Source organism: Bacillus sp. AK25, from assembly GCF_048270685.1.
GTDB classification, from domain to species: Bacteria; Bacillota; Bacilli; order Bacillales; family Bacillaceae; genus Bacillus; species Bacillus altitudinis.
Genome location: NZ_JBLUWC010000001.1, coordinates 855,332 through 878,397 on the forward strand (window position 1 = coordinate 855,332; position 23,066 = coordinate 878,397).

Annotated in this window: 26 protein-coding genes, 17 tRNA genes and 1 rRNA gene; 37 read left to right on the forward strand and 7 right to left on the reverse strand. The window is 39.6% G+C overall.

The features are described from left to right. Positions 1–88: 88 nt before the first annotated feature. From rrf to ACNO7B_RS04395, 22 genes are all read left to right on the forward strand, one after another. A 5S ribosomal RNA gene (gene rrf, locus ACNO7B_RS04290) occupies positions 89–204 on the forward strand. Between the two features lie 9 nt (positions 205–213). Further along, positions 214–288 (forward strand) — tRNA-Asn (locus ACNO7B_RS04295). Positions 289–292: 4 nt separating this feature from the next. Further along, positions 293–383: transfer RNA gene (locus ACNO7B_RS04300), tRNA-Ser, on the forward strand. A 17-nt stretch (positions 384–400) separates the two neighbouring features. Beyond that, positions 401–475 (forward strand) — tRNA-Glu (locus ACNO7B_RS04305). A gap of 32 nt (positions 476–507) precedes the next feature. Next, positions 508–583, forward strand: a tRNA-Val gene (locus tag ACNO7B_RS04310). Between the two features lie 15 nt (positions 584–598). Then, positions 599–675, forward strand: a tRNA-Met gene (locus ACNO7B_RS04315). Positions 676–689: 14 nt separating this feature from the next. After that, positions 690–766 (forward strand) — tRNA-Asp (locus ACNO7B_RS04320). Between the two features lie 19 nt (positions 767–785). Beyond that, a tRNA-Phe gene (locus tag ACNO7B_RS04325) sits at positions 786–861 on the forward strand. Positions 862–867: 6 nt separating this feature from the next. Further along, positions 868–940, forward strand: a tRNA-Thr gene (locus tag ACNO7B_RS04330). A gap of 15 nt (positions 941–955) precedes the next feature. Beyond that, positions 956–1,040, forward strand: a tRNA-Tyr gene (locus ACNO7B_RS04335). A 13-nt stretch (positions 1,041–1,053) separates the two neighbouring features. Continuing rightward, positions 1,054–1,127: transfer RNA gene (locus tag ACNO7B_RS04340), tRNA-Trp, on the forward strand. A gap of 24 nt (positions 1,128–1,151) precedes the next feature. Then, positions 1,152–1,227 (forward strand) — tRNA-His (locus ACNO7B_RS04345). A 9-nt stretch (positions 1,228–1,236) separates the two neighbouring features. Next, positions 1,237–1,308, forward strand: a tRNA-Gln gene (locus ACNO7B_RS04350). A 7-nt stretch (positions 1,309–1,315) separates the two neighbouring features. After that, positions 1,316–1,390, forward strand: a tRNA-Gly gene (locus tag ACNO7B_RS04355). A 5-nt stretch (positions 1,391–1,395) separates the two neighbouring features. Beyond that, positions 1,396–1,466: transfer RNA gene (locus tag ACNO7B_RS04360), tRNA-Cys, on the forward strand. A 14-nt stretch (positions 1,467–1,480) separates the two neighbouring features. After that, positions 1,481–1,569, forward strand: a tRNA-Leu gene (locus tag ACNO7B_RS04365). Positions 1,570–1,607: 38 nt separating this feature from the next. Next, positions 1,608–1,689: transfer RNA gene (locus tag ACNO7B_RS04370), tRNA-Leu, on the forward strand. Between the two features lie 158 nt (positions 1,690–1,847). Continuing rightward, positions 1,848–2,318 carry a GNAT family N-acetyltransferase gene (locus ACNO7B_RS04375; protein WP_039962725.1) on the forward strand — a complete coding sequence of 157 codons (471 nt, stop codon included), beginning with the start codon at positions 1,848–1,850 and terminating at the stop codon, positions 2,316–2,318. 27 nt (positions 2,319–2,345) lie between these two features. After that, the gene (locus tag ACNO7B_RS04380) at positions 2,346–2,606 is read left to right on the forward strand and encodes a transglutaminase family protein (protein WP_417901234.1); all 261 of its coding nucleotides are present in this window, start codon (positions 2,346–2,348) and stop codon (positions 2,604–2,606) included. A gap of 385 nt (positions 2,607–2,991) precedes the next feature. Then, positions 2,992–3,417, forward strand: a complete 426-nt coding sequence (locus tag ACNO7B_RS04385) for a hypothetical protein (RefSeq protein ID WP_417901235.1) — start codon at positions 2,992–2,994, stop codon at positions 3,415–3,417. Between the two features lie 420 nt (positions 3,418–3,837). Then, entirely contained in the window at positions 3,838–4,632 is a 795-nt protein-coding gene (locus ACNO7B_RS04390) for a phosphotransferase (protein WP_417901236.1), read from the forward strand. Between the two features lie 119 nt (positions 4,633–4,751). Further along, entirely contained in the window at positions 4,752–5,456 is a 705-nt protein-coding gene (locus ACNO7B_RS04395; protein ID WP_417901237.1) for a hypothetical protein, read from the forward strand. A gap of 42 nt (positions 5,457–5,498) precedes the next feature. Here the strand turns inward: ACNO7B_RS04395 and ACNO7B_RS04400 are convergent, their stop codons facing one another. The 5 genes from ACNO7B_RS04400 to ACNO7B_RS04420 all read right to left on the reverse strand — a co-directional run bounded on the left by ACNO7B_RS04400 (position 5,499) and on the right by ACNO7B_RS04420 (position 8,294). After that, a complete protein-coding gene (locus ACNO7B_RS04400) occupies positions 5,499–6,044 on the reverse strand; it encodes a histidine phosphatase family protein (RefSeq protein WP_417901238.1) in 546 nt (181 codons plus the stop codon). 71 nt (positions 6,045–6,115) lie between these two features. After that, positions 6,116–6,307 (reverse strand): hypothetical protein, encoded by a 192-nt coding sequence (locus ACNO7B_RS04405; protein WP_008349128.1) that lies wholly within the window; start codon positions 6,305–6,307, stop codon positions 6,116–6,118. A 117-nt stretch (positions 6,308–6,424) separates the two neighbouring features. Continuing rightward, a complete protein-coding gene (locus ACNO7B_RS04410; RefSeq protein WP_417901239.1) occupies positions 6,425–6,718 on the reverse strand; it encodes a hypothetical protein in 294 nt (97 codons plus the stop codon). Between the two features lie 64 nt (positions 6,719–6,782). Then, positions 6,783–7,472 (reverse strand): DUF1963 domain-containing protein, encoded by a 690-nt coding sequence (locus ACNO7B_RS04415; protein WP_417901240.1) that lies wholly within the window; start codon positions 7,470–7,472, stop codon positions 6,783–6,785. Positions 7,473–7,490: 18 nt separating this feature from the next. Next, a complete protein-coding gene (locus ACNO7B_RS04420; protein ID WP_249670336.1) occupies positions 7,491–8,294 on the reverse strand; it encodes a DUF2262 domain-containing protein in 804 nt (267 codons plus the stop codon). Positions 8,295–8,828: 534 nt separating this feature from the next. On the opposite strand from ACNO7B_RS04420, the gene ACNO7B_RS04425 reads away from it, so the two are divergent. Both ACNO7B_RS04425 and lepB read left to right on the forward strand, forming a co-directional pair. After that, positions 8,829–10,772: an LTA synthase family protein gene (locus tag ACNO7B_RS04425; RefSeq protein ID WP_007497007.1), complete on the forward strand. Its 1,944-nt coding sequence runs from the start codon at positions 8,829–8,831 to the stop codon at positions 10,770–10,772. A 156-nt stretch (positions 10,773–10,928) separates the two neighbouring features. Continuing rightward, positions 10,929–11,495, forward strand: coding sequence for a signal peptidase I (gene lepB / locus ACNO7B_RS04430; RefSeq protein ID WP_108611615.1), 567 nt, complete (start codon positions 10,929–10,931; stop codon positions 11,493–11,495). Between the two features lie 42 nt (positions 11,496–11,537). Here the strand turns inward: lepB and ACNO7B_RS04435 are convergent, their stop codons facing one another. Further along, positions 11,538–12,830, reverse strand: coding sequence for a homocysteine synthase (locus ACNO7B_RS04435; protein ID WP_417901241.1), 1,293 nt, complete (start codon positions 12,828–12,830; stop codon positions 11,538–11,540). Positions 12,831–13,095: 265 nt separating this feature from the next. Between ACNO7B_RS04435 and ACNO7B_RS04440 the strand changes: the two genes are divergently transcribed. The 13 genes from ACNO7B_RS04440 (at position 13,096) to ACNO7B_RS04500 (ending at position 22,365) form a co-directional block, all read left to right on the forward strand. Then, positions 13,096–13,251, forward strand: coding sequence for an FbpB family small basic protein (locus tag ACNO7B_RS04440; protein ID WP_019743964.1), 156 nt, complete (start codon positions 13,096–13,098; stop codon positions 13,249–13,251). A 162-nt stretch (positions 13,252–13,413) separates the two neighbouring features. Then, entirely contained in the window at positions 13,414–14,181 is a 768-nt protein-coding gene (locus ACNO7B_RS04445) for an ABC transporter ATP-binding protein (RefSeq protein WP_056705050.1), read from the forward strand. Between the two features lie 14 nt (positions 14,182–14,195). After that, entirely contained in the window at positions 14,196–15,185 is a 990-nt protein-coding gene (locus tag ACNO7B_RS04450; RefSeq protein WP_035392610.1) for an aliphatic sulfonate ABC transporter substrate-binding protein, read from the forward strand. 44 nt (positions 15,186–15,229) lie between these two features. Further along, entirely contained in the window at positions 15,230–16,018 is a 789-nt protein-coding gene (locus tag ACNO7B_RS04455; protein WP_234805349.1) for an ABC transporter permease, read from the forward strand. Between the two features lie 14 nt (positions 16,019–16,032). Next, the gene (gene ssuD / locus ACNO7B_RS04460) at positions 16,033–17,175 is read left to right on the forward strand and encodes an FMNH2-dependent alkanesulfonate monooxygenase (RefSeq protein WP_079920573.1); all 1,143 of its coding nucleotides are present in this window, start codon (positions 16,033–16,035) and stop codon (positions 17,173–17,175) included. Between the two features lie 304 nt (positions 17,176–17,479). Then, positions 17,480–17,701, forward strand: coding sequence for a hypothetical protein (locus ACNO7B_RS04465; protein ID WP_046343034.1), 222 nt, complete (start codon positions 17,480–17,482; stop codon positions 17,699–17,701). A 17-nt stretch (positions 17,702–17,718) separates the two neighbouring features. Beyond that, the gene (locus ACNO7B_RS04470) at positions 17,719–17,931 is read left to right on the forward strand and encodes a hypothetical protein (RefSeq protein WP_003211695.1); all 213 of its coding nucleotides are present in this window, start codon (positions 17,719–17,721) and stop codon (positions 17,929–17,931) included. Positions 17,932–18,046: 115 nt separating this feature from the next. Further along, positions 18,047–18,793, forward strand: coding sequence for an ABC transporter ATP-binding protein (locus tag ACNO7B_RS04475; RefSeq protein WP_008349096.1), 747 nt, complete (start codon positions 18,047–18,049; stop codon positions 18,791–18,793). Next, positions 18,771–20,237: a hypothetical protein gene (locus ACNO7B_RS04480; protein ID WP_019743966.1), complete on the forward strand. Its 1,467-nt coding sequence runs from the start codon at positions 18,771–18,773 to the stop codon at positions 20,235–20,237. Before ACNO7B_RS04475 ends, ACNO7B_RS04480 begins: the two co-directional genes overlap by 23 nt. Continuing rightward, positions 20,221–21,126 carry a PqqD family protein gene (locus ACNO7B_RS04485; protein WP_035392602.1) on the forward strand — a complete coding sequence of 302 codons (906 nt, stop codon included), beginning with the start codon at positions 20,221–20,223 and terminating at the stop codon, positions 21,124–21,126. The genes ACNO7B_RS04480 and ACNO7B_RS04485 overlap by 17 nt, the downstream gene beginning before the upstream one ends. Beyond that, complete coding sequence (locus ACNO7B_RS04490; RefSeq protein WP_035392600.1) at positions 21,123–21,404, forward strand: hypothetical protein; 282 nt, start codon at positions 21,123–21,125, stop codon at positions 21,402–21,404. Before ACNO7B_RS04485 ends, ACNO7B_RS04490 begins: the two co-directional genes overlap by 4 nt. Before the next feature lie 79 nt (positions 21,405–21,483). Continuing rightward, positions 21,484–22,164, forward strand: coding sequence for a hypothetical protein (locus ACNO7B_RS04495; protein WP_008349087.1), 681 nt, complete (start codon positions 21,484–21,486; stop codon positions 22,162–22,164). 127 nt (positions 22,165–22,291) lie between these two features. Continuing rightward, positions 22,292–22,365 (forward strand) — tRNA-Gly (locus ACNO7B_RS04500). A gap of 96 nt (positions 22,366–22,461) precedes the next feature. On the opposite strand, the gene ACNO7B_RS04505 is transcribed toward ACNO7B_RS04500, so the two are convergent. Then, entirely contained in the window at positions 22,462–23,058 is a 597-nt protein-coding gene (locus ACNO7B_RS04505; protein WP_080987785.1) for a hypothetical protein, read from the reverse strand. Between the last annotated feature and the right edge of the window lie 8 nt (positions 23,059–23,066).

A 23,066-nucleotide genomic window follows, 5' to 3' on the forward strand; every position in this document is an offset into this window, starting at 1 on the left:
GTTGTTATCTAGTTTTGAGAGAACATTTTTTGAAATATCTCTTGATTTATTTGTAATACATAGTATAATATCTTTTGTCACTAAATTGTCTGGTGATGATGGCGAAGAGGTCACACCCGTTCCCATACCGAACACGGAAGTTAAGCTCTTCAGCGCCGATGGTAGTTGGGGGTTTCCCCCTGTGAGAGTAGGACATCGCCAGGCTTTCTTCATTCCGCAGTAGCTCAGTGGTAGAGCTATCGGCTGTTAACCGATCGGTCGTAGGTTCGAATCCTACCTGCGGAGCCAATTTGGAGAGCTGTCCGAGTGGCCGAAGGAGCACGATTGGAAATCGTGTAGGCGGTAACCCCGTCTCAAGGGTTCGAATCCCTTGCTCTCCGCCACAATTTACATAATAAAGGGCCCGTTGGTCAAGCGGTTAAGACACCGCCCTTTCACGGCGGTAACACGGGTTCGAATCCCGTACGGGTCACCATTTTTATAGAAATACATACCAGCATTTTATTCGGAGGATTAGCTCAGCTGGGAGAGCATCTGCCTTACAAGCAGAGGGTCGGCGGTTCGAGCCCGTCATCCTCCACCATATCTTTTATATCGTCGCGGGGTGGAGCAGTTCGGTAGCTCGTCGGGCTCATAACCCGAAGGTCGCAGGTTCAAATCCTGCCCCCGCAACCAAATTTCTCTTTATTGGTCCGGTAGTTCAGTTGGTTAGAATGCCTGCCTGTCACGCAGGAGGTCGCGGGTTCGAGTCCCGTCCGGACCGCCATTTTTTAAAAAGAATACTTGGCTCGGTAGCTCAGTTGGTAGAGCAACGGACTGAAAATCCGTGTGTCGGCGGTTCGATTCCGTCCCGAGCCACCACTATTTGCCGGTGTAGCTCAATTGGTAGAGCAACTGACTTGTAATCAGTAGGTTGGGGGTTCAAGTCCTCTTGCCGGCACTGTTTTTCAAATGTGGAGGGGTAGCGAAGTGGCTAAACGCGGCGGACTGTAAATCCGCTCCCTCCGGGTTCGGCGGTTCGAATCCGCCCCCCTCCACCATTTTTATTTTCATAGGGGCATAGTTTAACGGTAGAACAGAGGTCTCCAAAACCTCCGGTGTGGGTTCGATTCCTACTGCCCCTGCCAATTATATGATTCATAACATCTATGGCGGTTGTGGCGAAGTGGTTAACGCACCAGATTGTGGCTCTGGCACTCGTGGGTTCGATTCCCATCAATCGCCCCATTTTATTATTGGGCTATAGCCAAGCGGTAAGGCAACGGACTTTGACTCCGTCATGCGTTGGTTCGAATCCAGCTAGCCCAGTTGATATGCGGAAGTAGTTCAGTGGTAGAACACCACCTTGCCAAGGTGGGGGTCGCGGGTTCGAATCCCGTCTTCCGCTCCAATTATGGCGGCATAGCCAAGTGGTAAGGCAGAGGTCTGCAAAACCTTTATCCCCGGTTCAAATCCGGGTGTCGCCTTTTTTGAAAAGACTGCCGGGGTGGTGGAATTGGCAGACACACAGGACTTAAAATCCTGCGGTAGGTGACTACCGTGCCGGTTCAAGTCCGGCCCTCGGCACCATTTTTTATATATTATAAGTTGCGCTCTTTAATGATCATGCCGGTGTGGCGGAATTGGCAGACGCGCACGACTCAAAATCGTGTTCCTCACGGAGTGCCGGTTCGACCCCGGCCACCGGTATCTATATCATCGGTAGTAAATACGATGAAATCAACGTTTCTTACACTTTGTAAGGAACGTTTTTTATTTATCTTCAATACGATTCTTATAAAAATATCGTGTACATATAATCGTGTGCTTACCTGTCATTAAACAAGAATGTTAAAGGAGGGATACATTTGGAGATAAGGTTTGCTAATTTATCAGATACATCGGTAATACATGATTTAATGATAAAGGCATTTTTGGAGTATAAAGACGAAGTGCCACCTTCAAGTGCTTTGGAGGAAACTGTGCAATCCGTTTTAATTGCCTTAAAAGACGGAGAGAGGAGTTTAATTTGTTATATTGATAATCAGCCAGTTGGAATGGTTCGCTTTAAAATAAAAGAAGATAGTTTATATTTTTATAGACTATCCGTAATTCCAGAAATGCAGGGTCATGGTATTGCCAAAAAATTATTAAGTTTTTTAGAAAATTTTGCAGTACAAGAAGAATTAACTAGTATATTCTGCAAAGTTCGTATGACCGTGACTAGAAACATAAAATTGTATAGTTCAATGGGGTATAGCATCTACGATGAGGAAGTTGTACATAAGCCAAATGGTTTAAGTATAAAAATTGTTTCAATGATGAAAAAACTTGGTTAAAAAATTATCGATTGGAGGGTGAATTTCATGCATTTGATATGTGAAAGTGAAAAAATAGAAGATTATTTGCTTGAATTAAACCAAGTCAATTATACTAATCCTATTATTAGGTCTAATGCAGATGAACTTTTTAATCCGGCTCAAACTGAAATTGAAAAGACAAAACTTGCTTATGAGTATGTTCGTGATGAAATATCTCATTCTTGGGATATACAAGGGAAACGGGTAACATGTAATGTATCGGATGTATTAGTGTATAAAGAAGGAATATGCTATGCAAAAATCTAATTTGTTAGCATCTTTATTTTAAGAAATGTTGAATAAATAGCATAATGCCAATGGTTCAAGGGTTCAGACGTTCAAGTACGACTCAAAATCGTGTTCCTCACGGAGTGCCGGTTCGACCCCGGCCACCGGTATCTAGTTTTAGATATTCTTTATTATCATCAATTACAGAAGAATTAAAGAATATTAACGTTTAAAACGTCTTTCTACAAATTGTAGGAGGGCTTTTTTTATTTGTTGTTTACCTGATTTTTCACACGAAAAAATTACTTCAAATTGTGTTCAAAGGAGATTAACTTTTACTTTATTGATGGTTACCTTATGATTAAACTAAAGGGGCAGGACAATTGAAGATGGATTGGATCAATTGTACATAGGAGGTGTTGTAATGATTACGGTTAAAAATGCTGAAAGTTATCTTAAAGATGGCATTGGTGAAGATACCGATGAGATAAATAAGGTTTGGGAAACATTTAAGGCTTTTTCAAAGGAGACCGTTGAGGGCGAAGAAGATAAAGAAATTTTATTTCAGTGTGGTGTCTATGATTTTACAGGAGAGGAACTATTTCATCTTGATTTTGTACGTCAGTTTACAATTTATGAAGAAGATGATTATTCTCATATGGAACAACTGCACTGTGAATTTTTATTTAAACCAACAAGCGAGTTAAAAAAGTTAAAGGTGGTAGAAGAATGGTCAATGGATTATGACGATATAGATCATTTTTTTCATCATATTGAGAGTATTCATGAATTTAAAATTCCTTTGACTTTAAAACCGATTAAATCAGCAATATATCAAGAAGAACTTTAATTCTTATTTCATTAACGGCTGCTTTACTTTCAGAAGGTATACCTTGCCTTTTTGAAATCATTTATCACGGAGTGCCGGTTCGACCCCGGTCACCGGTATCTATTAAAAGTTTGGTTTTTACCATGAATCTAACGTTTCACCCTCGTGGTGAAACGTTTTTTTGTGGTTTAAATGAGTTATTTAGATGAAAATAGAATCCTATTAGAACAGAATGAGCATGTACTACTTTTAACAGAATAAACTTTAGATGATTTGCAACGCAACATTTGGTACGATACATTTAACCATATAAGGAATCAAAATGGAGTAGCGCATTCACATAAAACAGTGAATTACCTTTGTGTAACTAAATGAATATTTGTGGGTACATACACATCTTTAGCTTGCATCATCATTGTGACCCAGTTTGGGGGAGAATTTATGAAAAAACAAAATGATCATGAAGAGTTATTGACAGGTGGAAATGTCTCCAACGTATATCGTTCAGGAGATACGGTTCGCAGAGAGGTAAAGTCAGACAATCTGAATATACAAAAGCTGCTAAAGCATTTAGAAAAAAAAGATTTCTCCTATGCTCCAAAGTTTTTAGGGGTTGATGAAAAAGGTAGAGAGATCTTGTCCTTCATTGAAGGTGTAGCCGGTCATGATCCCTTAAAAAAATACATGTGCTCTCACAATGCTTTAAAAGAAATAGCGAGAATGCTTAGACTGTATCATGATGCTGTTAGTGATTTTCCCATTTCAGACGATTGGGAACGAATGGACAATACGCCTAACAACATAGAGGTTGTGTGCCATAATGATTTTGCGATGTACAATATTATTTTCAAAAATAAAAAGCCAGTGGGAATCATTGATTTTGATGTAGCTGCTCCTGGTCCAAAGCTTTGGGATATTGCATATACTCTCTATACTTGTGTCCCTCTCAGTAGGTTTTTTCGTACTGAAACAGGGGAGGTCGTAAATTATCATTCATTAGAGCATGCAGCCCATATAAAGTATAGAGTTAAACTGTTTTTTGAAGCTTATGGTGAGGAAATACCAGAAGATTATGTGGACATGGTGTTGCTGCGTTTAGAAGGTCTATGTCAATACATGAAGCGAAAAGCGAATGAAGGGGATAGAGCCTTTCAAAAAATGATTCATGAGGGGCACCTTGAACATTATCAAAAAGACATACAATTCATTCATGAACACAGAAAAGAATGGATTTGAGGATGCCAAGGGTTTTATAAAAGAAAAAGGACAACTCATCTTTTTACTAGTTTCATGTGGATGTTACAATTGGTTATAATAGTTCAATAGAATGAATGTAAAGAGGCGGAGTTGTTATTTTGCAAATGAAGACGATATTACAGACTATTATTGAAGATGAGCGATCACATGATTATCCGCTTTTTAGACAGTACTGTGTAAGGAAAGAACAGGGTCTGCGTAAAGATGCGTTAAAGGTTCTTCAGTCTTTTGTTGAAGAGATGAATAAGAACGAATTTACAGCACGGCGTTCATTTGTTGTTTGGCTGTTTGATTACATTGAACGTTTTGAGGATGGTCATCATTTGCTTGTGTATCCATTGGTACATGGGGTGATCCATCCTGTTATTCGAGAGTGGGAAAATATTGATCCAATGGATGTGAGACCGTATCGCTGGCAAGGCTTGTTTGTGCATCAGGGGGAAGGGCTGCCCTATTTATTGAAGGCACTAGAGATGGGAGGCAGCAAAGAGCAGCGAGTGATTGTTCAAATTTGCGAAACCTATTTCTCGGCTTTGTGGTATTCGTTTCATCATATACATGAAGATCTTTATTTAAGCACCTATGAGAAAGATCATGAGCGAATTCAAGGGATTCAAGATGTCATGAAACTGATCGAAGATAAAAATGTTCAAAGCAATGTTGAAAAACTAGCAGTCTACTATAACCAGCTTTTATCGGACTGGAAGGAATTTCAGCAGACGGAGACAAGAGGTTTTGTGAAATGGTGTGCGGATCGTAAGAAGCCCTATGAGTGGGTACAGACATTTTACTATCACCAATAGTTGTTTTTCATAAGAAAAAGGCAGGGATCAACCCTGCCTTTTTTATTTATGCCATATTCTTTCTATTTCTACATGGTCTGGTTTAAAATATTTCAGGATGTAGACATCTGGATTGCTTAGTTGTTCCCACTCCTTGAATCCAATTGCAGGATCGGCGTGTTTTAGAAGCAGGCTCATAATATTGCCATGAGTGGCGAATAAAGTATGATCTCTTCCTAATTTTATTTGTTCATAGAGTGCCTCTACAATACGATTCATCGCTTCTTGGCTCGATTCTCCGCCTTCACAGGTCATATGCAAGTCCGAAAAACTGAGCTTTAGTATTTCATACCAATCCTTCATTGGTTGACTGCTTAACCTACGTTCAGAGAGACGCTTATCCATTTGTACCTTGATCTGTTTGGCATGAGCAAGGGGCTCAACGGTTTGAATCGCTCGTTTATAAGGACTTGAGATGATGTGGTTGAGCTGAATGCCGGAAAAAAACTGTGCGAGTTCATGCGATTGTGTGATGCCTTGAGGCGTTAAAGACGCATCCTCGGATTGTCCATCTGCTTGACAGTGTCTGACGAAATAATATGTCTTCATAGGGGGTACACCTTCCTCTAAGTATAAAAAAATCATCCAATATTGGATGAGGGTTCACGAAAGTTTAGGTTCTATTTGTTCGTGTCTGCTTCTTTGTATGGATCTATCAGTTTTGAGGTTAGGTCTAAGTTGAACAAAAAATCATCTACGGTGTCTGTGCCAAAGGGAAGAGTGGAAAAGTTAATTGGGATGCTGTCTTCTTGCGTATCTGAAGTAATCGGCTGTTTGTGCTGCTTTTTTCTCCAGTTCTTAAACAAGCGCATGTGAGGCCCCCTTTTCTAAAAAAAGATGGATTTATACATAATATACGGGGAGAGTTGTCCGAGCGTCAATTGTTTTCTTCAAAAGGATTTATTACATTTGTACGGAAAGAGCCACAGCTAAGTGCGGATCTTTCCGTGTTTTGACATGGCACGGTGTATGGCTTGTTGTACCTTTCGTTCGCATCTGATGTTGTATGGTTTCTTATGGAGTTTACTCGTCTTAAATTGACCAATTACACGGCGGACTCCTTGATCATAAATGATCAGCTCTCTGCTCGTTTGATCATTTAATAACGCTTGAAACCAGCTGTATTTTTTTAGCTGTGTTGCATTTCGTGATATATCATCTTCATCTACCTGTAAAAAAGGGATATACAGAGCAAGATTGAAGATGTCTAAAATGAATCCCATATTACCGGCCCCCTTCATATCGTTTATTACGTTTAGAAAGGGGAATGGTTCCATACAATTGGTTTTAAAAACAATCCCAGTGCATGAACCATTCTTTATTGTTTTTGTCGTAATAGAAATACATCGTGCCGTTATCACCAATCATGAACCGAGGTTTTTCTTCTGAGGCGATTTGTAGCATGAATTCTCCTGACATCTGGTGGGGAGGAGATTGGATGTAAGCTCCGTATCCACCGATTTTTGTGAACGAGTAGTTTGAGTAATGCTCGAAGAAATGATCTGTCGCTTCTTCACTTTCATTAACCTCTGATAAGTCAACGTATGACCAAGCTTCCTCCCAGCATGGATAATCCGGTTGTTCCCCTTCGAGCCACTCTATCTGGAAAGGCTTAATTCCTTTCACTTCTTCAGGGGTCTCAGCGATTTCTAATCCTTCCATTGATGAATATTCAATGAGTTTCCAGCCCTCACCGTTTTTGGCGATATCGATCGGAAGGGTTTTCTTGTTGATGAAAATTTGAATCATCTTACATTCATCAAAGCCGTTCATTCCCCCTGGTACTTCGGGTAAATACATTTGTAAAATGGGAATCATAGCTCCATCTTGATCTGCCGGCCACCCTTTATCACGTTGGATGAAAAAATGGCCAGCAAACCAGCTGTACTTAGATGGATCAGGACGAAATCCGCCTATTTTGGCTACAATAGGTGTTTTTCCTAGTTGATTTAATTCTTCAAAAGCTTTGATCTTCATTTATCCATCCCCCATTCTTTAGCCAGCAATGTGTGCATCTTGAAACGTTCCATTCATATTGCCAGAGACAATGATGACATGTCCCCAAAATAAATCTCCGTCATGATAGTAGGCTTCGAATTCTCCATTTGGATAAGCATGGAGGCTTTCAAGAGAGATGCGGCTGATAAATTGATCCGGTGTGATTTCTTCTGAATTTTCAGCGGAGTCGTCTTGTTCCTGCCAATCTTTTGCTAGTTCAATCAGCTGATTTGCTGCATATGACTTCATGGAGGCATCCCATGTCGTCTGCTCTTCTACGAGTTGTCTAGCCGTTTTCAGAGAGTCATTCATTTCTTCCTCTTCTTCAAGATTGAAGTAAAGAAGGCACTCCTCATTGCCCCACTGGATGGTTGTTTCAAATAAGTCTAGTCCTTTCACTAATTCAAAGGTACCCAGCTTGTCATCGTGGTAAAAGATAGGTTGTTGAGCTTCTTCTAATATTTCTTGAAGTTCCTTATCTTCAGTATCTGTATCAACAAGTGAAACGAGCATGAATTCACCTTCACCTTTACGTACTTGAAGTGTGACGATAGATTCTTTATGTAATTGCGCTTGTTTTTCCCGTAATCCCTTTTCATCTGTTAACCAGCACAGTCTCACTTTTTCGGTTATGATGCGGTCTTTTTCCTTCCATGCAATGAGTGGGATTGAAGCAGTCCAAAGAGTTTCTTTTCCCGCTTTTCCTGCGCCGACTCCAGAAGGTCCTGTAACAGCCATGATGTCTATCACTTCTTCTGAGAATCTTTGTTCAAATATGTTGACTTGTTTGTTTGATTTCATAGGATGTCCCCCAGATTGATTTATTTGATGGAGCTATACCTTTATCACACCGTACATTGGCAGGGGAAATCAAGCTTTTTTTGCTTAAAACTGTTTTTTCGGTTTGTGGTAGCAGAGAGGATACATGGATTGCTGGAGGTTGAGTCACAATAAAAAAGCAAATTGGTTCGGATTTTGTATAAATTTGGCTAAGTGAGTCGAAAAGCCTAGGTGATTCTTCCTTTTCTTTATAATTACTTTGACACGATTAGATGAAAAAAGTAAAGTAGTACTGAGTGATTTACAAAACCTTCATCATTCTCTGAAACATGAAACGGCAGTAAATTTAATGTAAATGGATATTTTTCCTTTTATTTACTCGTATTTTTTTTGAAACTTATGATGCTTCTTATTCGTTATATTAAAGGAGCACATGTAACCTGAGGAGAAAAGAGCATCGGAATGCTTGGTGCAGAAGATTTACATTTGCAAAATCAATGTAAATTTTTTATGATTTCATTTATATCAGATCGAAAATAAGAAAGAAGAGGTTTTATGAAAAAAATATTTGCGAACAAATATAGCTTTTTTGTTTTGGCTGTCCTTTTATTTTGGGCAAAATCGTACACAGCCTACAAAATGGACTTTAATTTAGGAGTGAAGGGATCTTTTCAAGAGGGGCTTCTCTTATTAAATCCATTCAGTTCAGCCATCGTGTTTTTAGGACTTGCTCTCTTTTTGAAGGGGCGTAAATCGGCCATTGTTTTAATTGTCATTGATTTTATTATGACCGCACTTTTATATGCGAATGTAGCGTACTATCGTTTCTTTGATGATTTTTTAACATTCCCGACAATGAAACAAGCCGGTAATCTTGGGGGAGGTATGACCGGCGGTGTGTTAGCAAGTATTAAGCCGCATGACCTTTTGTACTTCCTTGATATCATCATTTTAATTGCCATTGTCATTTGGAGACCAGAAGTGAAGAAGTTCCAAATGAAAAAAACTTTCGCACTGCTGATTGTGGCTGCAGGTGTTGGACTATTCTTCGTTAACCTACACTTAGCTGAAAAAGATCGTCCAGAATTATTGACGAGAACATTTGATCATAAGTACATTGTGAAATATTTAGGTGTTTATAACTATGCGATTTATGACGGCGTGCAAACCGCACAAAATGCAACGCAGGTAGCAAATGCGAGTAGTGATGATTTAACGGATGTCGTGAACTATACGACTTCTCACTATGCGAAACCAAATGCAGAATACTTTGGTCAAGCTAAAGGGAAAAACATCATCAAAATCCATTTAGAAAGCTTCCAGTCATTTTTAATTGACTACAAGTTAAATGGAGAAGAAGTGACGCCGTTTTTAAACAAACTAGCTCATGGAAAAGAAGATTTTACGTATTTTGATAACTTCTTCCACCAGACTGGTCAAGGGAAGACTTCTGATGCTGAGCTCATGATGGATAATAGTATGTTTGGCTTACCAGAGGGTGCAGCGTTTGTGACAAAAGGTGAAAATACCTTCCAATCACTTCCTGCCATCTTAGATCAAAAAGCAGGCTATACGAGTGCAGTGCTTCACGGGGATTATAAATCTTTCTGGAACCGTGACACGATTTATAAACATATGGGAATTGATCAATTCTTCGATGCATCTTATTACAACATGGATGAAGAAAACCTTGTAAACATGGGTCTGAAGGATAAACCATTCTTTAAAGAATCAATCCCAATGTTAGAATCAATGAAAAAGCCATTTTACGCACACTTAATGACATTGACCAACCATTATCCATTTAATTTAGATGAGAAAGATGCGACAATCGCTAAGGCAACAACTGGCGATAAAACAGTGGATAATTATTTCCAAACAGCGAGATACTTGGATGAGTCATTAGAACAATTCTTTAAGGACTTGAAAAAATCAGGTCTATATAAAGACTCAGTGATTCTATTATATGGTGATCATAACGGTATTTCTGAGAACCATAACCGTGCAATGAGTGAGATTCAAGGGAAAGAAATTACGCCATATCAAAATGCACAAAATCAGCGTGTACCGCTCATGATTCGGATCCCTGGGAAACAAGGCGGCGTGAATCATACGTATGGCGGTGAAGTAGACGTGATGCCGACGCTTCTTCACTTACAAGGTATTGATTCAAATGAGTACGTGAATTTTGGAACAGATTTATTCTCTAAGAAGCATGATCAAACTGTTGCATTCCGTAACGGAAACTATGTGACACCAAAATATACCCTTGTAGATAATACGGTCTACGATACAAAAACGGGTAAAGTGGTGAAACAAAACAAAAAGACAGAAGCGATTAAAGCCCGTGTTGATAATCAGTTAAGCTTGTCAGATAAAGTACTATACAGGGATCTTCTTCGATTCCATAAGCTATCTGATTTTAAACCAGTGAATCCATCTGATTATTTCTATGGTAAAACAAACAAAGAGACAGAAGCGGATTCTTCTGCTAACTAACTGAGTTTTGGGCAAGCACAGAAAGGTGCTTGCCTTTTTCTCTCTTACAGCTTGATTTGTTGGCAAAATATGTTTATATTTAGGGAGAAACAAGCGTGGCGTCAGCGATCAGCTGGCGATAACTCATTTTGTCCTAGGGGATTTCAGGAGGAGCTTATGACAACAAATACAAAAACACAAAAAAAGAAATCAGAATTATGGGGCTGGATCAAAGCCATCTTAATCGCATTTATTGCTGTTTTTATCATTCGTAACTTTTTATTCGCACCGTATATTGTGAAGGGGACTTCTATGGAACCGACACTGCATAATACAGAGCGGGTGTTTGTGAATAAAACAGTCGATTACTTCGGCGATTATAAACGCGGACAGATCATTGTTCTTGATGGGGAAGACCGCAGTACTCACTATGTGAAACGATTGATTGGTTTACCTGGTGATAAAATCGAAATGAAAAATGACCAGCTATATGTGAACGGTCAAAAAGTGGCGGAGCCTTATTTAACATCAAACAAAAAGAAAGCTGCCGCAGATGGCACCTTGCTGACACCTGATTTTGGTCCTCTTACAGTCCCTAAAGGAAAGTACTTTGTCATGGGTGACAACCGCCAAAACTCAATGGACAGTCGCAACGGTTTAGGTCTTTTTACAAAGAGTGATATTCAAGGGACAACATCATTCGTGTTTTATCCCTTCCAAGATATTCGATTAATCAATCACTAGTCAATAAGAAAAAGCACACGGGTGTGTGCTTTTTTTGTTTGGTTAAGACTGGCTTTTTGAAATCGCCTGTTCTAGATCTGCCAGAATATCTTCAATCGCTTCTGTTCCAACAGATAAACGAATAAGTTCTGGTGTCACCCCTGTGGCTTTTTGCTCTGCTTCACTTAATTGCTGATGCGTTGTGCTGGCAGGGTGGATGATGAGTGACTTAGAGTCGCCTACGTTTGCAAGATGTGAGAAAAGCTGAACCGAATCAATGAGTTTTTTTCCTGCGTCTTTACCACCTTTAATGCCGAATGTAAGGATGGCGCCTTGCCCTTTTGGTAAATAAGTTTGAGCCAGCTCAAAGGATTCATGGCCTTCAAGACCTGGATAGCTGACCCATTCTACAAGAGGATGTTCTTGTAAAAATTGTGCTGTCTTTAATGCATTTTCACTGTGGCGTTCAAGGCGAAGATGCAATGTTTCTAAGCCTTGCAAGAGTAAAAATGAGTTGAATGGTGATAAAGCCGCCCCTAGATCACGTAAGAGCTGTACACGTGCTTTTGTGATATAAGCCGCTTCGCCAATCGCTTCCGTATACGTCAGGCCATGATAGCTAGGGTCTGGTTCCGTCAGTCCTTTGAACTTATCACTTTCAGCCCAAGGAAACTTGCCGCTGTCGACGATGACTCCGCCAATAGATGTGCCGTGGCCGCCGATGAATTTCGTCGCTGAATGGACGACAATGTCTGCGCCAAATTCAATCGGTCTTAACAAATAAGGGCTGGCAAGTGTGTTATCCACAATTAGAGGGATGTGGTGCTTGTGTGCAATGGCTGATACGGCTTCAATATGTAAAATGTCGCCTTTTGGATTTCCGATGCTCTCTGCATACACTGCTTTTGTTTTATCTGTAATGGCTGCTTCAAGTTCTTCAAGGTTTGAGGAATCCACAAACTTTACTGTTATTCCAAGCTTTTTCAAGGTATGAGCAAATAAATTATATGTGCCGCCATACAGACTGCTGGAGGATACGATTTCGTCACCAGCTCCTGCAATGTTTAAAATGGAGTAAGTGGTCGCTGCTTGTCCTGAGGAGACCGCAAGTGCACCAATTCCGCCTTCAAGCTCAGCGATCCGTTTTTCAAACACATCATTTGTCGGGTTCATAATACGTGAATAAATATTACCGGGTTCCTGAAGTCCAAATAAATTCGCCGCATGCTCACTATCTCTAAAACCGAAAGAGCTTGTTTGGTAAATAGGTACAGCTCTTGAATAGGTGGCTGAATCCAGTTCTTGACCTGCGTGTATTGCTTTTGTTTCTAAACGAAATTGAAGTTCTTCTGACATGTGTGTATCCTCCTTTTGTTAGATAAAACCAACTACTTTAATAAGAAATATTTAATAAGACTATAAATCTTGTTTACTGCCCGGTCAATCATTTTTTAGATAAATCTGAAAAAACAATAAATATAGTTGACATGTCGGAATAGTATGTATTAACATAAGCATACTGAAAATACCAACAAGAATCGCTGATCGGTCAACCGAAGGCTCGTTCACTCAGGCATGAGTGAAGGGCCTTTTTTTATTTTAATCAGGAGGGAAGTTGAAGATGGAGAAAAAGAAAAAACGAAAAAAATACAGAAAACATTTGGATATCACATTAGACATTTTGATTGAGCGGAACAAATATGAGATTTACAGCAATCAAGAACGAATAGAAGCGATTTACGATCGTATTGATGAAAAGCATACAAGGTCGAAATAACCATTTTATAAAATATAGTTGATTTATAGGAATAATATGATTTAGGATGGTGCTAACAACTCAATATGAATAGCTGATCGGACAACACGAAGGCTCTTATCTCTCTTTTGGGATAAGGGCCTTTCTGTGTATCTATCTGATGACAAGAGGAGTGAACTTGCATTGACTATTTCCGTTGATATTGTGGATAAGTCTTTTTGGAAAGACAAACAAACCATTCAAGTGCTTGAAAACGTAAGGTTCACCATCGTTCCTGGTGAATTCGTGACGGTGATTGGTCCGAGCGGTTGCGGGAAAAGTACATTGCTGAAGATGATTGGAGGGCTTGATACAGATTATGATGGGCAGATCGTGATAGGAGAAAGGCGTGTGACAGAACCAGGAATGAAACAGGGCTTTATTTTTCAAGAGCATCGCTTGTTTCCATGGCTGACGGTCGAAGAAAATATCGCTGCCAATTTCAATTTAAAACAAGCAGCTGTTTGCCGCAAAGTGGATGAATTAATTGACATTGTTCGGTTAAAAGGTTTTGAACACGCCTATCCACATGAGCTTTCAGGCGGGATGTCACAACGTGTTGCTATTGCAAGAGCACTCCTGCGTGATCCGGAGATTTTATTGCTTGATGAACCTTTTGGTGCGCTAGATGCATTTACACGGAAACACTTACAGGATGTGCTGCTGGATATTTGGCAGGAGAAAAGAACAACGATGGTGCTTGTCACTCATGATATTGACGAATCCATTTATTTAGCCAATGAAATTGTGCTGTTACAAGCAAGACCCGGCCGAATTCATAAAATCCTTCCCGTGAACTTACCATTTCCGAGGAATAGAACGTCAACAGCTTTTCAGAGCTTAAGACAAAAGGTGCTTTCAGAATTTGAGAAAACAGATGAGCTGTTACTGACGAATGGCTCAGGAATTTAAGGAGGTCAAATCGAATGAAAAGGCAAAAAAGGATCGTTCTCTTTCTTGGTATCCTCCTTGTATTAGCTGGGTGTGGTCAAGCAGCGAATGGATCAGAAGACAAGCCGAAAGAGGTTCGGATTGGGATTCAGCAAAGTCTAAGCCCACTTCTTTTAGCAAAGGAAAAAGGGTGGTTTGAGCAATCATTTGAAAAAGAAGGTATGAAAGTCAAGTGGGTGGAGTTCCAAAGTGGTCCTCCCCAATTCGAAGGGCTCGCCGCCAATCAATTAGATTTTTCACAGGTTGGTAATTCACCTGTTATAGCTGGTCAGGCAGCAGGTATTGATTTTAAGGAAATTGGTTTATCTCAGGATGGGTTAAAGGCGAATGGGATTTTAGTGAATAAGAACAGTGAGATTCAAAAAGTAGAAGATTTAAAAGGGAAAAAAATCGCCGTTGCCAAAGGAAGCAGTGGTTTTGACTTTTTATACAAAGTATTAGATCAGGCAGGTTTATCTGCAAAGGATGTCCAGATCATTCAGCTTCAGCCGGATGAGGCAATATCTGCGTTTGAAAATGGGTCAGTTGATGCTTGGTCGATCTGGGAGCCGTTCTTATCACTTGAAACGATAGAAAAGGGAGCAAAGCTACTGGTTAATGGAGAAGCGACCGATTTATATTCACCTGGATTCACACTTGTCAGAACCAAGTTTGCCGATGAGTACCCTGAACTAGTGGTGCAATTTTTAAAAGTATATGACAAAGCGGTGAAATGGCAGAAAGATCATCAACAGGAAGCCATTACACTTTATGCTCGTTTGAAACAATTAGATCAGAAGGTGGTGACACAAGTATTAAACAATACAGAGCCGCTCAATGAGCCCATTTCTAAGAAAATCATAAACGCCCAGCAGCATACAGCTGATTTTCAATATCAAACAAAGGCGATACAGCGGAAGATTGATGTCAATCAGGTGGTAGATAATTCGTTTATTGAAAAAATGCTGAAAGAGGAGAAGAGTTGATGAAAGCTGCATCTAACCCAGCCCTTGTGACTAAAACCGAGCGAATGAAGAAAAAAAGGAGAAATGCTTCATCCTTCATCATATTAAAAGGACTTGTATTACCTGCTTTACTCATTGCAATTTGGCAGGGAGCTGCTGCTTCCCAAATCGTTTCTTCTACTGTACTACCTGCACCCACTGTCATTGCGGAATCTTTTCGTGAGTTGATTCGTTCCGGTGAGCTGTTTGGCCATCTTTACATCAGTCTCTACAGAGCAATATGCGGGTTTTTACTTGGGGGAGGTTTAGGACTTGCGATGGGTCTGTGTGTCGGTTTTTCTAGGAAAACCGAGCAGTATGTAGATCCGACCTTGCAAATGCTGAGAACAGTTCCTCATTTAGCGGTGACTCCTTTATTTATTCTTTGGTTTGGTTTTGATGAATCAGCGAAAATTTTATTGATTGCACTTGGGGCTTTTTTTCCGATCTATATCAATACCTTTCTAGGAATTCGCAGTGTAGATAACAAGCTGTTCGATGTGGCTCGCGCTTTAGAGTTTAATCTGTATCAAAATATCACAAAGCTCATTTTACCTGCTGCCCTTCCTCATATTCTTCTGGGCGTGAGGCTTTCATTAGGCATTGCCTGGCTTGGTTTAGTGGTGGCTGAATTGATGGGGTCGAGTAGTGGAGTTGGCTACATGATTATGGATGCAAGACAATTCTCGCAAACGGATAAAGTGTTTGTAGGGATTATCATCTTTGCGGTAGTTGGTAAGATGACTGATTCATTTGTACGGCTGTTAGAAAAGCGACTGCTCAAATGGCGCACAAGTTATCAAGGTGAAAAATAATAGGAGGCGATATGATGAATATTCTATGGTTTATTCCAACGCATGGGGATGGGCGTTATTTAGGATCATCGAAAGGGGCAAGACAGGCAGACTATCCGTATTTTAAACAAATTGCTCAAGCTGCCGATCAGCTTGGGTACACAGGGGTCTTGCTGCCTACTGGTAGATCTTGTGAAGATCCATGGCTGACAGCGGCCGCTTTAGCTGCAGAAACAACTCATTTAAAGTTTCTTGTGGCTCTTCGGCCAGGGTTGATGCAGCCGTCTGTTGCTGCTAGAATGACCTCCACATTTGATCGGCTTTCAGGCGGGAGACTGCTGATCAATGTTGTAGCGGGAGGAAGTAAAGAAGAACTTGAAGGAGACGGGCTATTCATTTCTCATGATGAACGCTATGAGGCAACAGAAGAATTTTTGACCATCTGGAAGCGGTTATTGAAAGGAGAGAATGTTCAGTTTCAAGGGAAGCATCTGCAAGCACAAAATGGACGTCTGCTATTTCCACCAGCTCAAACACCACATCCACCCGTTTTTTTTGGAGGATCATCAGAAGCAGGCATTCAAGCCGCTGCAAAACATACAGATGTTTATTTAACTTGGGGCGAGCCGCCTGCACAAGTAAAAGAGAAAATCGCACAAGTGAAAAAGCAGGCTGAAAAGGAAGGAAGAACGGTGAGGTTTGGTATTCGACTTCATGTGATCGTGAGAGAAACGGAAGATGAAGCTTGGCAGGCAGCGGAACATCTGATTCGTCATTTAGATCAAGTGACTATTGATGAGGCGCAAAAGACTTTACAAGGGATGGACTCAGTAGGGCAAAAACGAATGGTTGAATTACATCAAGGGAATAAAGAGAAGCTTGAAATTAGCCCTAATCTTTGGGCAGGCATTGGCTTAGTTAGAGGCGGGGCAGGAACAGCGCTCGTCGGGGACCCGCATACAGTAGCAGAACGTATAATAGAATATCAGTCTCTAGGTATTGATACATTTATCTTTTCTGGTTATCCGCACTTAGAAGAATCTTATTATTTAGCAGAACTTGTTTTCCCGCTTCTCCCATTTAAAAGAAATGGTGATGCAGGACCACACGTTCCTGCTGGTGAAATTATTGGGAACAATTACTTTCCTGATACAGCCTCTGCTGCAAGTTCCTCATAAATGAAAGCAAAGCAGTCATACTTGTGTCGGGCTGCTTTGCTTTTTTTATAGAAAGAGATGCAAGTAAAATGATATGTGCTGTGGAAGAAGGCAAGGGCTTTTTTCCCAACAGGATTTCTTGTATATACATATTTTAAGAGACAAGAGAAGAAGGAAAATATGCTCACTCTTTTGTCGGAATTATCAGTTAATATGTCGTATTTGATGTGTTAACGACATATAATTAGGACTTTTATATCTGATATATCGGGGGAATTCTTTCTATCTCAAAAAAATGAAAGATTAAATAGAAGAGATGATGAAAATGAACTATTTGAAAAAAGGCAGAAAAAAGATGGATTTATTGCCAATATATGGGTTTGGTGGTTCTTATGTTGTGGTGAAAAATAGTAAAAAAGGGAGAATTTATACAGTTGAACATGAACAATTGAATAAAAAGTCACATTTTACACGAAAATATGTTCGGTCAAAAATGGGATCTTCTGTTGATGTTTGGAGTGTGACGCCTATGATACGATCATCATAAGCTGGGAGGTGAAAAGTATGACTTATGCAGCGCCGCAAGTTGACTATTCCACTATGGAACCTGCTATTATGGACCAAGCTTGGTTCTTAGTATTTGTTGCTGTCCTTCTTGGATTGGGAGCAACAGTTGTTCTAGGAGCAGCAGTTTGGTGTTTAGCAAACGGCAAGGGTAGCTTTACAGGAGCCGTTCAGTGGGAAAGTGGCTTAAAAGTCCAAATTGAATGTAAGTAGCTATACTTAGGATTCATCTTTTTACTTCTTAGATAAGACACCAGGGCTAAACCGTCTGTGGCGGGCGGTTTAGCCTGATCTGTTTTTAAAGAATATGCAGACACTTGGAGGTTATATGTTTACGATCGAGAATTTAACCAAGACGTATAAAAATAACGTGACTGCTGTCAATGATTTTCATTTGAAAATTGCCCCTCATCAAATCGTTGCTGTGGCTGGACCAAATGGATCTGGTAAAACAACGATGATTAACTGTGTACTCGGCATCATTAAGCATACAGAAGGAACCATTCATATCAAGGACGTCACAAATGATGATCCATCCTTTAAAAAACAAGTCGCCTATGTTCCAGATGATCTGCTGCTCCCTGAAGCATTGACTGGTGCTGAATATTTAGATTTTGTTTCTTCTATGTATGAATGTAAAACAATTCAAAGAAGAAATCAACTAATTGAATTGTTTGATATGGAATCAGCTTTATCAAGACCGATTGAAACCTATTCCCATGGAATGAAAAAAAAGACACAGCTGATTGCTGCCTTTATGCTTGAGAGTCAATTAGTGATCATGGATGAGCCCTTTAGAGGACTTGATATTGAAGCGGTTATAAACACAAAGAAACTGATGAAACGTTATGCCGAGCACCATGGTGCAATCTTGCTTTCAACGCATGATATGCTTTCAGCGGAAGAGCTGTGCCACAAGATCGCCATTATTTCTAAAGGAAATAAAATGGATGAAGGGACGGTTTCAGCCTTAAAAGAAAAGTATCAATCAAGCACATTGGAACAGGTGTTTCTGAAAGCTTCAATGTTAAGTGATAGGGGTGCACATTTTGATGAAATCATTAATCATTTCTAAAATGATGCTTAAAATGTGGCAGCAGGAGATGTATAAGCTCTTTGATACTCAAACGAAGCGAATCATTGTGGTCTTATTCTTTTTGTTTGCAGTCACAATGGGAGCCATCATCGGATACAGTTTTACGGGTGTCTTTATGAAGGCTTTCTTAAATGGAGATGAACGTTCACTTGGGTTGTTGGTTGTGTCGATGGCAATCAATGCATCCATTTTTACAAGCTTGTTATTTGTGCTGATCAAAGTCAGAACACCTGAACAAGACCGCTTCTCTATGCAGCTCAGCTGGTTTCCGCTGTCTACCTTTCAAAAAAGTCTTGGTTACTTCATTCCGATGGTGACAGTTGTAACAGGGCTTGTTTTATTTTTCATCGGGATCTTGCTTTTACCTAATTTTATTGCACAAGGGATCGGTATTTTCTTTATTCTTACATTCTTTTTGATGGTGCTGTTGCAATCGCTCTTTGTCTTAACACTGCTTCAGCTCATTTACAACGTGACTTATTTACTCGTACTAAAATTAAAATTACCATTGCAAAAATTTGCAGCGATATTTGTTTTATTAGCGCTAGTTGTAGCCTATGGAATGACACATTTCGACATTAATCAAATACAGCAATCATATGTACAGTTTGATTATCATTTGATGTATTTTACAGCGCCGTTTTTCTTAGCGGCACAAGGGATGTCTCCTGACGGGGTGAATTATGCGATTTTGATCCTCTTCATCTTATTATCTGCGGGAGGCGCATTTATTTCTCTTGCTTTAATGCCAATTATGGCTGAGAAAAAAGCGTTAACCTTTCTGCACAAACTGCCATTTTCATCTTCGAAAAAGTGGTCACTCATTGTAAAGGAAATAAAGTCACAAGTGAGAAATGAAGAAAATATTTTAAACTTTCTCATCCTCCTTATTGTCATTTTATTTGTCCGTTATCAGTTTGCCTTCCGCTTTGAAGGAGAAGCTTTTTTTGTCCTATGTGCGCTAGCTGGGTTAACAGCTTTTAATTCATTTGGCAATGACAAACGTATGCTTGGGATGTATAAAACGTTTGGTCTAAGGCCGTGGGAAGTGGCACTTTATAAGTTCCTCGGGCTTTTGCTAGTTGGTGTGATCCAAATTGTTTTATTTATGATCACAACACTGACGCTCCCGGATCAGATCTGGATCGTGTTGATTGGCGCTGCTGTCTTGTGTAATGCAACGGCTCTCTTTTATGTGGTAGGTATTTTATTACCCCTTGATCGAAATAATCCTTACACAGGTATTTTCTCGTTTGGAGCGCTTATTTTAATCATGATTCCGATTGTATTTATTGGAAACTATGTGATAGGGGAATCGAGTCAAATGCTTCAGTGGCTGCTTGTGGCAGGATTTGAATGTCTGCTCATCTTTGCCATATATAAAGGTTTTTCATGGAGGTATTCACATGATTCAACTTCTTAACAATAAGCTAAAGATTGAGCGGGTGCCGGCACTTGCGCCATATGTGACTTTACAAAAAAGGCATTTGACTGATACGCAGTACGGAAGCTCACTTCCAATTAACGAAAGTGCATATCATATGTTAACGAAAGTGGATGGTCAAAGGACAGAGGCGAGTATTACGGCAGAACTCGCCGATTTGTTTCAGGTCGATGAGTCTGTGATTGCCCGCGATTTTTATCAATTGATGATGGGGTTGAATCAGCATCACTTGCTGTCGATTCATTATCAATCGCCATATCGGACTGTCACAGCCTTCTGTCAATTTTTTAAGCAGTATCAAGTAAAAATGAAAGAGCGGTTTGACTGCACGGGTCATTCATTTCTTCACATATTGGGTACGGCTCTGCTGATGGTGACGCGCAAAATCATCTTTTTCTGGGTGCTCTTTATGATCATGGCGGGAATCGCCTTTTTATTTATTCCTGATTCATCGATTGCGGCCATTGCGATTTATTTTACGATTATTTATTTCGGATTAATTACTGGAACTGCCTTGCATGAGGCGGCACATGGGTATGCACATCGGAAGTTCGCCGGCCGGGATGGTCCTCAAGGCTTTTTTGCAAGCGATATGATGTCTGTGAAATTTGTGAGGCCTGTTTTAGACCCGTTTCAGAAAAAACAGGTGTGGATTACACTGCTTGGTCCGCTTTTGCCGGGGCTCATTGGCGCAGTCGGAATCATTGTGACTGTTTTATTTCTAAAAGAAAATCCAATTTCGACAGGGTTTTTCATTTTTTCAATCACGTATTTTATTCAATTGCTCTACCTTCTTCCGTTTATGGGGGATGGTAAGTCTATTATGAAGCAGTTATTGCTTGGTGGAATGGGAGGACAACGATCATGAACGTTCAGGCAATGAAACAAGGTGCAATTGTTGGTAGTTTCCTAGGTTTCTTAGGTTTTCCGATGTTGACCATTGGTGTTCTGTTCTATCACTTATTTCAATCAAAAACAAATAATGAATTATTATTTAATAGTCTTGCTTTTGAGATGGAAGGTTCGTCTGCATTTACGTTCCAAATCAAACCAAACTTTTTTATTTATATGGTTGTCATTTTTGCTGTCAGTTTTTTCATTGTGGCATTCCTATCAGCCATGAAACAGAAAAAAGCGAAAGATTAGGAGAATTCTCCTAATCTTTTTTTGTATATTAAACCAAATTTTAGTATAATAAAAAATAAATATATAAAAGGGGATATCAATGATTAAGAAATGGAGCATTCTTTTATTTACTGTTTTTCTATTAGCAGGATGCGGCGAGAAGGCTGCAGAAACAACAACGACAGAGAAAACGGTCTCAGAAAAACCTGCAACAGAGAAAAATAAGGAAACAGCAACTCACGATGAAGTAACTGTCGAACCTATGAAACTAACAAAAAATGAAAAAAGTCTTTTGGAAGCATTATCAGATAAGCCGTTTGAAGCGATGACAGTGAAAGGACTAAAAGGCAGTAATAAAAGTGTATCCTTGATCGGTATGCATTACAAAGATGGACAATTATTAAAAGAAGATACAAAAAAAATCACCATTGACCTTCATCAAAATGGCGTCGATAACAGTGTGAATTTTATCTATCAGCTAGAAGATGAAAAAGATGATCTGTTAAAAGTAACGTATAGCTTATGGAAAGATAAAGAGCAAAGCGAACTAACGAAACTCTCGACTAGCATGGATTTCAAACAGGACGTGGGAGGAAACACAACGATATCAGCTTCAGATCTTTTTCACATGTCTCCTGGAGAGAAAAAATTAATTTCTACTACCATCACAACTGGAATGAACCATGAGTTTTCTGGTTTAACAGGTTCTGAAAAGAATCTGAAAGAGGAATTAAAAGATGTAAAGCAGGCTTATTTGGTGTATTTGCAACTAGACAAATAACTATCGTAATATATATGGAGAATATGAAATTTTTTGACGAAAAATCTTCATATTCTCTTGACGAATTGTTAAGAAAGTTGTAACATAATAAAAGTCAACGCAATGACGTTGTCTTTAAAAGATTGATGCGGGTGTAGTTTAGTGGTAAAACCTCAGCCTTCCAAGCTGATGTCGTGAGTTCGATTCTCATCACCCGCTCCAATACATAATTTTGTTTATAACGCAGTATTTCGTTTCATAGATAAACGAAGTGTTGCGTTTTTTATTATGTCAGTATAATGTGAAAAGCACTGTGACCTACAGTGCTTTTTCAATGAGTTCATATTTGCTTTCTCCACCATGTATTTGTATAAACATCTTCGTCAAGGATTGTATAAGCGCTTCACTCTTTTCCCGGGAAATAGATGGTGGGAAGAGAATGATTTGAAGAATGCTTTTTGTGTCTTGAGAAATTTGAGCTTTACTTGCTTGAGAAAATAACCCTTTAAGCTCTGCGCCATCCTGCCATTCAATATGACCAGTTTCATTTTTGGATAATGAAAGAGGCCCTTTCAATTGATCGGCATCTAATGTAAGGATAGGCAAGAAATATTTTAATGAAAAAAATATCGACAAATCCTGTACGGAATTGGTCGAGTCAATAAATTGTTCTTTTTGAATATCAGCAAGTAGCGGAAGAAAGGGGATATCTTCTAGAAGATTCGTCCATTCTTTGATCGCTGGTACTTCTTCCAAAGTTTGATCTTCATATTCAAAAAACAAAGATTCTTGAAACAGACGCAGTCGGCCTTTTAACATTTGAGGGGATTTTCCTATCTCAATATGTGAATATTCAATCTGTCCAACATGGATAGACGGGCTTTGAGGTTGGGAGATTTCCATTTGTATCTTCACAGTGACTC